This is a genomic window from Pseudomonas sp. Nvir (assembly GCF_963778085.1).
GTDB classification, from domain to species: domain Bacteria; phylum Pseudomonadota; class Gammaproteobacteria; order Pseudomonadales; family Pseudomonadaceae; genus Aquipseudomonas; species Aquipseudomonas juntendi.
The window spans coordinates 1-12,632 of sequence record NZ_OY970405.1; the positions used below are offsets into that span (position 1 = coordinate 1).

Here is a 12,632-nt window from a genome sequence, read left to right on the forward strand (position 1 = left end):
GTGTCAGTGGAACTTTGGCAGCAGTGCGTGGAGCTTCTGCGCGATGAACTGCCTGCCCAGCAATTCAACACCTGGATCCGTCCGCTACAGGTCGAAGCCGAAGGCGACGAGTTGCGCGTCTATGCGCCTAACCGTTTCGTTCTCGATTGGGTCAATGAAAAGTACCTGGGCCGCTTGCTCGAATTGTTGGGCGAGAACGGCAGCGGCATAGCACCTGCCCTTTCCTTATTAATAGGCAGCCGCCGCAGCTCGGCCCCGCGCGCCGCGCCCAACGCGCCGGTCAGTGCTGCGGTCGCCGCTTCACAGGCGCAGACCCAGGCCAAAAGCCAGACCCTCAAGGCTGCGCCTGCTGCGGCCACACTCGAACCTGCAGCAGTAACGGTTACCGAATCTGTGCCGATGGATGAAATGGCCGAGCCGTCTTCGCGCGACAGCTTCGATGCCATGGCTGAGCCGGCCGCTGCGCCAGCCACCGGTGGCAGGGCCGAACAGCGCACCGTACAGGTTGAAGGTGCGCTCAAGCACACCAGCTATCTGAACCGAACCTTCACCTTCGATACCTTTGTCGAGGGTAAGTCGAACCAGCTGGCGCGCGCAGCGGCCTGGCAGGTCGCAGACAACCCCAAGCATGGCTACAACCCGTTGTTCCTTTATGGCGGTGTGGGTCTGGGTAAAACCCACCTTATGCATGCTGTGGGTAACCACCTGCTGAAGAAGAACCCGAACGCCAAGGTTGTGTACCTGCATTCGGAGCGCTTCGTCGCAGACATGGTCAAGGCGCTGCAGCTCAATGCCATCAACGAATTCAAGCGTTTCTACCGTTCGGTAGATGCGCTGCTGATTGACGATATCCAGTTCTTTGCCCGCAAGGAGCGCTCCCAGGAAGAATTCTTCCACACCTTCAACGCGCTGCTTGAGGGTGGCCAGCAGGTGATCCTGACCTCCGACCGCTACCCCAAAGAGATCGAAGGCCTGGAAGAGCGCTTGAAGTCACGCTTTGGCTGGGGCCTCACGGTTGCCGTAGAGCCGCCAGAGCTGGAGACGCGTGTAGCCATCCTCATGAAGAAGGCTGACCAGGCCAAGGTCGAACTGCCGCATGATGCAGCGTTCTTCATCGCCCAGCGTATCCGTTCCAACGTTCGCGAACTGGAAGGTGCGCTGAAGCGGGTGATCGCTCACTCGCATTTCATGGGGCGCGATATCACCATCGAGCTGATCCGCGAATCGCTGAAGGACCTTCTGGCCCTGCAGGACAAGCTGGTCAGTGTGGATAACATTCAGCGTACCGTCGCCGAATACTACAAGATCAAGATCTCCGATTTGCTGTCCAAGCGACGCTCGCGTTCCGTGGCGCGCCCTCGCCAGGTGGCCATGGCGCTGTCCAAAGAGCTGACCAACCATAGCTTGCCGGAAATCGGCGACATGTTTGGCGGGCGCGACCATACGACCGTGCTGCACGCCTGCCGCAAGATCAACGAATTGAAGGAATCCGACGCGGATATCCGCGAGGACTACAAGAACCTGCTGCGAACGCTGACGACCTGATGGCCGTGTGCGCAGCTAATTGAAGGCAAGGGACTAGACCATGCATTTCACCATTCAACGCGAAGCCCTGTTGAAACCCCTGCAACTGGTCGCCGGTGTCGTCGAGCGCCGTCAGACCTTGCCGGTCCTGTCCAACGTGTTGCTGGTCGTGCAAGGCCAGCAACTGTCGTTGACCGGTACCGACCTGGAAGTCGAACTGGTAGGCCGCGTGCAACTGGAAGAGCCGGCTGAGCCTGGCGAGATCACTGTCCCGGCGCGCAAGCTGATGGACATCTGCAAAAGCCTGCCCAATGACGCCCTGATCGATATCAAGGTTGACGAGCAGAAACTGTTGCTCAAGGCCGGCCGTAGCCGTTTCACCTTGTCCACCCTGCCTGCCAACGACTTCCCCACAGTGGAAGAAGGCCCGGGTTCGCTGACCTGCAACCTGGAGCAGAGCAAGCTGCGCCGTTTGATCGAGCGCACCAGCTTCGCCATGGCTCAGCAGGATGTGCGCTACTACCTCAACGGCATGCTGCTTGAGGTTTCCCGCAACACCCTGCGTGCAGTGTCTACCGACGGTCACCGCTTGGCCCTGTGCTCCATGACGGCGCCCATCGAGCAAGACGACCGTCACCAGGTCATCGTGCCCCGCAAAGGTATCCTGGAGTTGGCGCGCTTGCTGACCGACCCAGAAGGCATGGTCAGCATCGTGCTCGGCCAGCACCACATTCGCGCGACCACTGGCGAGTTCACCTTTACCTCCAAGCTGGTAGACGGCAAGTTCCCCGACTATGAGCGCGTATTGCCCAAAGGCGGCGACAAGGTGGTGGTTGGCGATCGTCAGGCGTTGCGTGAGGCATTCAGCCGTACCGCGATTCTTTCCAACGAGAAGTACCGCGGTATTCGCCTGCAGCTGGCTGCTGGCCAATTGAAGATTCAGGCCAATAACCCCGAGCAGGAAGAGGCGGAAGAAGAAATCAGTGTGGACTACGATGGTAGCTCGCTGGAAATCGGCTTCAACGTCAGCTACCTGCTGGATGTGCTGGGCGTGATGACCACTGAGCAAGTTCGTCTGATCCTGTCTGACTCCAACAGCAGTGCGCTGCTGCAGGAAGCCGGGAATGATGATTCTTCCTACGTTGTCATGCCGATGCGCCTGTAACCTGTAGCAGGCGACATGTCCCTTCGACGTATCATGGTCACCGCGGTGCGCAACCTGCACCCGGTGACGCTCTCACCCTCCCCCCGCATCAATATCCTTTACGGCGCCAACGGCAGTGGCAAGACCAGTGTGCTGGAAGCCGTGCACTTGCTTGGATTAGCGCGCTCATTCCGCAGCACCCGCTTGAACCCGGTCATACAGTACGAACAGGCTGCCTGTACCGTGTTTGGTGAGGTGCAATTGACGGAGGGCGGCACCAGTAACCTCGGTGTGTCCCGCGAGCGCCAGGGGGACTTTACCATTCGCATCGATGGGCAGAACGCCCGTAGTGCTGCGCAGTTGGCAGAGCTGCTGCCGTTGCAGCTCATCAACCCGGACAGCTTTCGGCTGCTAGAGGGCGCACCAAAAATTCGTCGCCAGTTCCTGGATTGGGGAGTGTTCCACGTGGAACCTCGCTTCCTACCCGCTTGGCAACGGCTGCAGAAGGCGCTGCGGCAGCGGAACTCATGGTTGCGGCATGGTACACTTGACCCAGCTTCGCAAGCCGCCTGGGACCGGGAACTGTGCCTGGCCAGTGCGGAAATAGATGAATACCGTCGCAACTATATCAAGGCCTTGAAGCCCGTCTTCGAGCGAACCCTGAGCGAACTGGTCGAACTGGACGGGTTGACCCTGAGCTACTATCGAGGCTGGGACAAGGACCGGGAACTGCAAGAAGTACTCGCCTCCTCTCTCCTTCGCGATCAGCAAATGGGCCATACCCAAGCCGGTCCGCAGCGCGCTGATCTGCGTCTTCGTCTGGCTGCCAATAATGCAGCCGACATTTTGTCGCGTGGTCAGCAAAAGCTGGTGGTGTGCGCACTGCGCATTGCCCAAGGCCACCTCGTCAGCCAGGCTCGCCGCGGTCACTGTATTTATCTCGTGGATGACTTGCCGTCCGAACTCGACGACCAGCACCGCCGCGCTCTGTGCCGCTTGCTTGAAGAATTACGCTGCCAGGTGTTCATCACCTGTGTAGATCACGAATTACTGAGGGAAGGCTGGCAGACGGAAACGCCAGTTGCTTTGTTCCACGTGGAACAAGGCCGTATCACCCAGACCCACGACCATCGGGAGTGAAGGCATGAGCGAAAATCAAACGTACGACTCCTCCAGCATCAAGGTGCTGAAAGGTTTGGATGCCGTACGCAAGCGTCCCGGCATGTACATTGGCGACACCGATGATGGTAGCGGCCTGCACCACATGGTCTTCGAAGTGGTCGACAACTCGATCGACGAAGCCCTCGCCGGTCACTGCGATGACATCACTGTCATTATTCACCCGGACGAATCCATCAGTGTCCGCGACAACGGTCGCGGCATTCCGGTCGATGTGCATAAAGAAGAAGGTGTTTCCGCCGCTGAGGTCATCATGACCGTCCTGCACGCCGGCGGTAAGTTTGACGATAACTCCTACAAGGTCTCCGGCGGTTTGCACGGTGTTGGGGTTTCGGTCGTAAACGCCCTCTCCGAGAAGCTGGTATTGACCGTTCGCCGCAGCGGCAAAATCTGGGAACAGACCTACGTTCACGGTGTTCCACAAGCGCCGATGGCGGTTGTGGGTGACAGCGAAACCACGGGCACCCATATCCATTTCAAGCCTTCGGCTGAAACCTTCAAGAACATCCATTTCAGCTGGGACATCCTGGCCAAGCGGATTCGCGAACTGTCGTTCCTCAACTCGGGCGTCGGCATTCTGCTGAAGGATGAGCGCAGTGGTAAGGAAGAGTTCTTCAAATACGAAGGTGGCCTGCGAGCGTTTGTTGAGTACCTGAACACCAACAAGACACCGGTCAACAACCAGGTGTTCCACTTCAATGTGCAGCGCGAGGATGGCGTAGGTGTTGAAGTTGCCCTGCAATGGAACGACAGCTTCAACGAAAACCTGCTGTGCTTCACCAACAACATTCCGCAGCGTGATGGTGGTACCCACCTGGTGGGCTTCCGTTCCTCGCTGACCCGTAGCCTTAACAACTACATCGAGCAGGAAGGTCTGGCGAAGAAGAACAAGGTAGCCACCACTGGCGACGATGCCCGTGAAGGCCTGACCGCGATCATTTCGGTCAAGGTCCCGGACCCTAAGTTCAGCTCACAGACCAAAGACAAGTTGGTTTCCTCGGAGGTGAAAACCGCCGTTGAGCAGGAAATGAACAAGTACTTTGCCGACTTCCTGCTGGAGAACCCCAACGAGGCCAAGGCCGTCGTTGGCAAGATGATCGACGCTGCGCGTGCTCGGGAAGCGGCCCGTAAAGCCCGTGAGATGACCCGTCGCAAGGGCGCGTTGGACATTGCTGGCTTGCCGGGCAAATTGGCGGACTGCCAGGAAAAGGACCCTGCCCTTTCTGAGCTGTACTTGGTGGAGGGTGACTCCGCAGGTGGCTCCGCCAAACAGGGCCGTAACCGCCGTACCCAGGCGATCCTGCCGCTGAAGGGTAAGATCCTCAACGTCGAGAAGGCGCGCTTCGACAAGATGCTCTCGTCCCAGGAAGTGGCGACGCTGATCACGGCGCTGGGGTGTGGCATTGGCCGCGAAGAGTACAACATCGATAAATTGCGTTATCACAACATCATCATCATGACCGATGCTGACGTTGACGGTTCGCACATCCGTACCTTGTTGCTGACCTTCTTCTTCCGCCAGTTGCCGGAGCTTGTCGAGCGCGGCTACATCTACATTGCTCAGCCGCCGCTGTACAAGGTCAAGCGAGGTAAGCAGGAGCAGTACATCAAAGACGACGAGGCCATGGAAGAGTACATGACCCAGTCGGCCCTGGAAGATGCCAGCCTGCACCTGGACGAGTCGGCGCCAGCGGTTGCCGGTGTACAACTGGAAAACCTGGTCAACGAATTCCGCGGCGTGATGAAAACGCTCAAGCGTCTGTCGCGCCTGTACCCAGAAGACATCACCGAGCATTTCATCTACCTGCCGGAAGTGACCGTCGAGCAACTGGGCGATCACGCTGCGATGCAAGCCTGGCTGGTGAAGTTCCAGGCGCGCCTGAGCAACAGCCAGAAGTCCGGTCTTGCTTATCAGGCCAGCCTGCGCGAAGACAAAGAGCGCAATGTGTGGCTGCCGGAAGTGGAAGTGACCTCCCACGGCCTGGCCAGCTACGTCACGTTCAACCGCGACTTCTTTGGCAGCAACGACTACCGTACGGTGGTGAAGCTGGGGGCCAACCTTTCTACCCTGCTGGGCGAAGGTGCTTATGTGCAGCGCGGCGAGCGCCGCAAGGCGGTCAGCGAGTTCAAGGAAGCGCTGGACTGGCTGATGAACGAAAGCACCAAGCGGCATACTATCCAGCGATACAAAGGGCTGGGTGAGATGAACCCTGAGCAGCTGTGGGAAACCACCATGGACCCAACCGTGCGCCGTATGCTCAAGGTCACCATCGAAGATGCAATCGCTGCCGACCAGATCTTCAACACCCTGATGGGTGATGCGGTCGAACCACGCCGTGACTTCATCGAGAGCAATGCCCTGTCGGTTTCTAACCTGGACTTCTGATCGGGTGTAGGTTCACAGAAAAGCTGCACGCTTTCACAAATAGATGACCGGCCGGGCTTCAACCATGGCCCCTGTCGGTCACCATCAAGCCCGCCTTCGCGGGCTTTTTTTTGCCTGGAATTCCTGCCGGGGCGCCCTACTCCGCTCATTGGAAAATGATGCAGATGGGGGGATTTGAGGAAGTGATTTGATGGGGCGCTGGAAGTGCTGAGAGGGTCGGCGGGCGGATCTGAGCAGCAGAGAGATTGAGAGGACTTTAAAACTAATATTTGAACACCTTAATAGTTAATTAAGCGTACGTGTTAAGTATTAATTTGAACAATTTAGTATGGAAATGGAATTTGGTGGAAGTTGCCATTTTGGATTTTTTGTAGATTTCGAAGGGATGTTGGAATAAGATCTATGACCAACTTTTCCGCTTTGCACTGAAGATTTTCAGCCAAATCAGCTGTTTGAAGCGAGAGCTTCAGACCTGATCCAAATTGCTCCAGCGATCACGAAGTGGCCGTTTAGAAATAAAGAGAGCAAGCCGATTGCTTTAGATTCTGATCAGTCATGAGAGTCATGACCAATGAGAGAAAAGGAGACCTGAAAATGTAGAAAAACGCGATCAATCCCGAGAGGACTGACCGCGCTTAGCGAAGCAGACTTGCGTCCTCAGAACCCGCAATGTCTGCTTTTTCGAAGCGACTGTCAATCCTCTCCCATTTTTTCGACCTTAGCGAGGTTACTCGACGGCACAGTGTTGCCTGTCGAAAGGCCTCACTTCGCCCGCCCTGCGCCTTGATTTTTTGGCGCAGCGTCGGCGCTCGTTTCGAGATTTTCGGAGGTGTTTCATGACAGTACGAAAGGTGGTCACGCGGCGGTCCAACCATTACCGCGGCTACTTCCCATCGCTCAAAAATAAAAAGCCTGTGCCCTGGGAGTCCCAGCTCGAAGGCGCTCTTTTTCGGCTTCTTGAGCTGTCTCCTGCGGTCATCGGCTACGTCCCGCAGCCCAGTGAGGAACGTGTTCCATCGCTCCAGGGCTACTTCAAATATTACCCAGACGTACAGGTTTTCCTCGCGGATGGGCGCGAGTGGTGGTTTGAAGTGAAGCCTCACGACCGACTGAAGATTGCCAGCGTCAGGCAGCGACTGGATGCCGCTGAGCGCTACTTCAACGCCACTGCCCGTAACTTTTCGGTGATCACTGAAAAGTTAATTGAAGCTGAACCCCTGGCTACCAATCTTAGAAGGCTGATGTATCACCGGCGCGGTCCAGAGCTTTCGCATCAGGCGTTGGAGGAGGTAATGGCGACCTTCAACGAATGGCCGCCTATGACCGTTGCAGATCTGCTCTACGTGGTTGGTGAGGGGAAAGCCTGGCGCTTGTTAGGCCTTGGGGTGGTGGGCATTGACCTTGATAGGTCAATTGACACTGACTCCCCGGTCTTCCTGCAAGGGGGGCACCGTCATGCAAACCTTTTCCCTTAGGGTGAAATTGGTCGTCATCGTTCGTGGCGTACTGATGGTGCTTGAGAAGAGGCTTATTGACCGGAAGCTGCTCTTTTTCGATGAGCTTGGTGAGCCCACGAAGCTATCCGAGAAGGAGTTCTATGAGGCCTACGAGAAGCGCGAGATCGAGATCTCCGCTGATCAGCCATACCTTGGGAGGGTTCCGTATGTGCGGAACGTCCCTCCAGATATTTCATGCTTCCCCAAAAAACATGGAGATGAGGCATTGCGTCGACGCAAGTATCTGGACGACCTAACTAAGCGCGGTAAATACAAGCTACCGGGTGACGAAGACATGATCAAGAAGCTTAGAGATATCGCCAAAAAGATTGGGGATGCGTGCGCACCCTCGGTTTCCACTATTCGACGTTGGGCAGCCAAATACATTGGCCAGAACGTAGTAAAGCTTATCCCTCAGCATGCCAAAAAGGGTCGGGCTGCCGCGATACAGGGAGAGCTCGAAGTTATTCTTGAAGGGGTGATTAATAAAACCTACCTGCAGGATACGATTCCAGCGGTCAGCGTGGTCGTTTCAGAATTCGAGGATCAGATAAAAGAGAGGAACAAAAGTCGTTTGCCTTCGGATCAGCTCAAGATCCCAAGCGGAATGACTGTCCGAAGGTACATCGCCAAGCTGGATCCGTACCTTGTGGATAAGGAGAGGCTCGGAAAACACGCAGCAGACAAGAAGCACCGTGTTGCGGCGGGTGTCCTACGTGTCCATGAGATTTTGGAACGTTGGGAAATTGATCACACCTTGTTGGACGTCCAGCTTGTGGATGAAACCTCGGGGCTGTGCATTGGGCGCCCCTATCTGACGATCGTCCTCGACCGCTTCTCTCGAATGGTGATGGGATATTTGCTCCACCTGTCGGCGCCAAATACGGAAACCGTGCTTCGTGTGATCGAACGCTCAATCCGTCCAAAAGCCGAATTGCTGAAGCGCTTTCCGAAAGTGAGAAATGAATGGTGGGCACGTGGGCTGCCGGCTCGAATAGTCCCAGACAACGCAGCGGAATTTCACGCGGGCGATCTCATCATGGGATTCAACGAGTTGGGTATCGAGATCATGTATCCCGCTTCAAGGGCCCCTCAAAGGAAAGGTGCCGTCGAACGCTTTTTCAGCACACAGAACCTGGGGCTTATCCACAACCTCCCGGGTACCACCTTCTCGAATATCCAGCAGCGTGGCGATTACGACTCGGAGAAGAATGCATGTTTCACGCTCCCTCAATTGGAGGCGGTGGTAGTGAAATGGATCGTCGATGGTTACCACCAGACTCCTCATCGGGGGCTGGACAACAGAACACCGGCTCAAGTCTGGGGGACTAGCGAGGCGAACCATGTCATCAGCCTTCCCGTCGACCTGGACTCGTTGGAGTGCATTCTGGCCAAGCGGGCCTCGGTGAAGGTTCACCATTACGGCATCGAGGTTGCCAAAGTGGGCTACCACTCTACGGAACTTGCTGAGCTCCGTATGCGTTTGGCAGACGGAGAAAAGGTAAACGTCCGCTATCGAGACGAAGCCGGGCACGTTTGGGTTCACGACCGCTTCAGAAACTTGTTCTTCAAAGTGCCCGCCAAAGATGAGCGAATGGCCGGTAAGAGCAGGGAGGTGTGGAAGGCTGCCGAGAAAGCGCTGCGAGAAAAATATAATGAGCAGCCTAGCTTCGAGGCTACGCACAGGTGCTACCAGGAAATTATGGAAGATGCAGACGAGGCCCGCCGTTCGCAGACGCTCAGAAAACGACGCGCAGCTGCCATAGCGAAAATCGACAAGGAGGGTCGAGTGACCGAAAGCACGCCTCCACCCAAGGTACTCGCTGAAGTGGAATGGACCGGTGACTCTATTCCTAACATTCCGCCAGCAGCCTTCAAGGTCTCGGTTCGTCGCCCTGCTGGGAGTTCTAAGCCATGAACGCCATCAATCTGTACGAATGCTACGAGCATGGTGAATACAGCTTTACGCTCCGCGATCGTTTTATTCACAGCCCTCAAGTCGAGCGAGCGTTGACGCGACTAGGCGATATCCACGGCGATAGTCGGCGTACCAGAGCAAGTAAAGGGTTGCTGATCCAAGGTCCAAGCGGAGTGGGCAAGAGCACATTGGTCAAGGAGTACATTCGGTCATTGGAGGAATTGGAGAGCCATGACCCACAGAAGCGGACAGTTCTGTTCGTCGAGATGCCTTCGTCTCCAACCAAAAAGAACCTGGCAGCAGCCATTTTGGCAGAGCTGAAGGATCCCTTCGCAGAGGCACGAGGACATTCGGCAGAGGTTAAATTTGCGCGAGTAGTCCTGCTGCTGAAGAACCTTGGCGTGGAGATGTTGGTCCTCGATGAGGCGCAGCACCTGGTCGATTATCGTCGTAATGGTGCGTATGAGGCAGCAGACTGGATCAAGAGTCTGATGAATGAAACCAGTATCGCGTTTGTTCTGATTGGGCTGAAGCGCACCGAAAATCTCCTGCTAGCAAACGAGCAACTGCGACGCAGGTTTTCGGCCACGGTGGCATACGATCGCTTCACCTTCTCCGCTAATACGTCTCTTCATTTCGTGATGTTGTTGCAGGCAATCGAGGGCGAACTGCCTGTTCAAACCATCAGCTTTGTAGAGCCAGCGATGATTAAACGCTTCTACCTGGCTTCCTATGGATTGATCGACTACCTCATCAAGATTGTGGACAGGGCTGTTTGGCTGGTTCAAGTCCAGGACCTTGTCGGGATTGAACTTCCTGTGCTGGCCCAGGCTTTTGAAGACGAGGTTTGGAGCTACGCCACCGAGGATCGAAACCCCTTCAGTGCGAGCTTCAATTTCCAGCCTCTGTTCGGGAAGCGGGAGCCGTTTGAGACGTTCGAAGAGAGCAGTACCTGACGGCCAAGGGCCGGGCTTATCGGCCCGGCTCTACTCCCCTGATTTTTATGTCTTCGATTTCATGGATGTGTAGGAATGTTTGGTCTTTTAATCAACCCACGACCACACCAAGACGAAAGTCTTTTGGGGTACCTGCAGCGCCTGGCGAAAGCCAACGGATTACCCAGAAAGGAACTGCTCACCGCCTTTGCACGAGCCGACGAGACCGATGTTGCGGACTGGCTGCAGATGATGGAAGGACCACTGAGCTGGCCTGCGGTATCTGCTGAGTTTCGTGATCCAAGGCCCAAGGGGGTCAAGTTATGGACGACTCATCACGCTCGTTACTGTCCGATCTGTTTGGGCGAAGCCGGTTATTGGAGAGAAAGCTGGGGCTTGACCCTGGTTACGACGTGTTCTGTCCACGGCACTGAACTCCACGGGCGGTGCCCCAACTGTCTGAAGGAAACCGATCCAAGCGCAATGAGTGCGAATAGTTGCCAAGCGTGTGGCACCTCATTGAGTGGGACCAATTTTGAGATCGCGCCGGCGAGTGATACGGCCGCCTGGCTCACCTCTGGCTTTGAAGATAGGTTTTACGCCGACTCGTTGCCAGCTGACGCGGGATTGGCGGCCCTCACCTACGAACAGTTTCACGAGTTGTCATCGCGTCTCGCTGTCAGAAGTTTGCCTACGGAAAGAACCCAGCCGCTGAAGGTTGCTGATTCGGGTTCGCTAGAGATATCGCGGCTTATGGCAAACGCGGCGGGCGTGGTTCTCATGAACTGGCCTCTCGCATTCAGAGAACTGCTGAGTGGCCTCAAGGCAGTCCATTCCGATAACGAACATTGGACGCTCAGCAGATCGTTCGGCCCGATATACCACGACATCCACCGTGATCTGGATGACTCTTGTTTTGACTTTCTTCGTCGAGAGTTCGAATCATTTCTGCAGCATGCGTGGGAAGCACCGTTAGCGAAGCGAAATCGCAATTTGAGTGAGGAGACGATTGAGAGACATCGTTGGGTGTCGTTCGATTCTGCTGCTGAAGCTTGTGGTCTCGGGGTATCAGTCATAAAACGCCTTCATCAGGAGGGACAAATCGCCTATCGGGAGAAGGTCCATGAAGATCGAGTCTTTACGGTCGTGGACCTGGATCATTTGAAGGCAATCTCGCAGCATCTCCAGGGCGTGGCTGATATGAAAGAAACCTCGACTTTGCTAAGCCTCTGTCGCAATCGGGTTAGGCAGCTGCTAGCTGGTGGTACCCTCCAGTTCTTTGGTGGAGAACCGCGCCCAGGCGAAAGGTGGCTGATTGACTGCCGCTCGATCAACGAATTGATTGATGAGAAGCTGCCTACCAGCTCTGACCAGAGCCTGGTGTCGATCAACTACTTGGCCAAGCATTCTCTGCCCAAGGGGGGTGGGTTGGTCGAGTTGGTTCAGGCAATACGTGCAGGTGAACTTCGCGCTTACGGCCCAGCTGAGAATGGCTCGGTTGCGGTAGGGGCGTGGTTACTCAAGCCGCAAGATTTTGCAGCGTGGCAACAAGCCCGAGCTGAGAACAAGAGTCCGGTCTTTCCCGGCCTGTCGGTAGTCAAGGCTGCTGCGCTGTTAGGCGTCAAAGAACAATGCGCATACGCGTTCGTTCGACTGGGTCTGCTATGGAGCACTGCTGTCGAACGAGGCCGGCGTACGCAATTGATGGTTAAGCCTCAAGCCATCGACAGATTCAGGCGTGGCTATATCTTGGGACCGGAGATTGCGGTGTATTTGGGGAAGTCGACCAGGGAGGCGTTCAAGCACCTTTGGGAGGCCAGGTTTCGCCCCGTTGCGGGGCCATCCATTCCAAACGCGGCTTGCCGGCAGTACGTTTGGGTAAGAAGCAAAAAGCTGATCGATTACCTCGCAAGTGAAGCCGCCCAGATCGACGATCCTGAAGCCATCACGTTTTTATCCACACCGATCGCTCAGCCTCGTGATTGCCGATTCAGGCATGTGGGATCAAGATAGTTAGCACGCTTTCTTTCTTGATTGCTAAAATCATCGA

General features: G+C 55.9%; 8 protein-coding genes. All 8 read left to right on the forward strand.

What is annotated here, in order from left to right:
• On the forward strand, window positions 1-1,545 hold a 1,545-nt coding region (gene dnaA, locus AACG97_RS00325; RefSeq protein ID WP_445261810.1), incomplete at its 5' end, for a chromosomal replication initiator protein DnaA.
• Between the two features lie 40 nt (window positions 1,546-1,585).
• Entirely contained in the window at window positions 1,586-2,689 is a 1,104-nt protein-coding gene (gene dnaN / locus AACG97_RS00330) for a DNA polymerase III subunit beta (protein WP_029886848.1), read from the forward strand.
• 15 nt (window positions 2,690-2,704) lie between these two features.
• Window positions 2,705-3,808, forward strand: a complete 1,104-nt coding sequence (gene recF, locus AACG97_RS00335) for a DNA replication/repair protein RecF (protein ID WP_054914199.1) — start codon at window positions 2,705-2,707, stop codon at window positions 3,806-3,808.
• A gap of 4 nt (window positions 3,809-3,812) precedes the next feature.
• On the forward strand, window positions 3,813-6,233 hold the full coding sequence (gene gyrB / locus AACG97_RS00340; RefSeq protein WP_338463255.1) for a DNA topoisomerase (ATP-hydrolyzing) subunit B: 2,421 nt from the start codon (window positions 3,813-3,815) through the stop codon (window positions 6,231-6,233).
• An 836-nt stretch (window positions 6,234-7,069) separates the two neighbouring features.
• Window positions 7,070-7,708: a TnsA endonuclease N-terminal domain-containing protein gene (locus AACG97_RS00345; RefSeq protein WP_011953077.1), complete on the forward strand. Its 639-nt coding sequence runs from the start codon at window positions 7,070-7,072 to the stop codon at window positions 7,706-7,708.
• Complete coding sequence (locus AACG97_RS00350; RefSeq protein WP_011953078.1) at window positions 7,689-9,647, forward strand: DDE-type integrase/transposase/recombinase; 1,959 nt, start codon at window positions 7,689-7,691, stop codon at window positions 9,645-9,647. The genes AACG97_RS00345 and AACG97_RS00350 overlap by 20 nt, the downstream gene beginning before the upstream one ends.
• The gene (locus AACG97_RS00355; protein WP_010951429.1) at window positions 9,644-10,603 is read left to right on the forward strand and encodes a TniB family NTP-binding protein; all 960 of its coding nucleotides are present in this window, start codon (window positions 9,644-9,646) and stop codon (window positions 10,601-10,603) included. Before AACG97_RS00350 ends, AACG97_RS00355 begins: the two co-directional genes overlap by 4 nt.
• Before the next feature lie 75 nt (window positions 10,604-10,678).
• On the forward strand, window positions 10,679-12,595 hold the full coding sequence (locus AACG97_RS00360) for a TniQ family protein (RefSeq protein ID WP_010951430.1): 1,917 nt from the start codon (window positions 10,679-10,681) through the stop codon (window positions 12,593-12,595).
• Window positions 12,596-12,632: the final 37 nt, after the last annotated feature.

What these genes read in the sequence shown, in the direction of transcription:
- dnaN (WP_029886848.1), top strand. Translation starts at nt 1,586, where the DNA reads ATGCATTTCACCATTCAACGCGAAGCCCTGTTGAAACCCCTGCAACTG.
- recF (WP_054914199.1), top strand. Translation starts at nt 2,705, where the DNA reads ATGTCCCTTCGACGTATCATGGTCACCGCGGTGCGCAACCTGCACCCG.
- gyrB (WP_338463255.1), top strand. Translation starts at nt 3,813, where the DNA reads ATGAGCGAAAATCAAACGTACGACTCCTCCAGCATCAAGGTGCTGAAA.
- AACG97_RS00345 (WP_011953077.1), top strand. Translation starts at nt 7,070, where the DNA reads ATGACAGTACGAAAGGTGGTCACGCGGCGGTCCAACCATTACCGCGGC.
- AACG97_RS00350 (WP_011953078.1), top strand. Translation starts at nt 7,689, where the DNA reads ATGCAAACCTTTTCCCTTAGGGTGAAATTGGTCGTCATCGTTCGTGGC.
- AACG97_RS00355 (WP_010951429.1), top strand. Translation starts at nt 9,644, where the DNA reads ATGAACGCCATCAATCTGTACGAATGCTACGAGCATGGTGAATACAGC.
- AACG97_RS00360 (WP_010951430.1), top strand. Translation starts at nt 10,679, where the DNA reads ATGTTTGGTCTTTTAATCAACCCACGACCACACCAAGACGAAAGTCTT.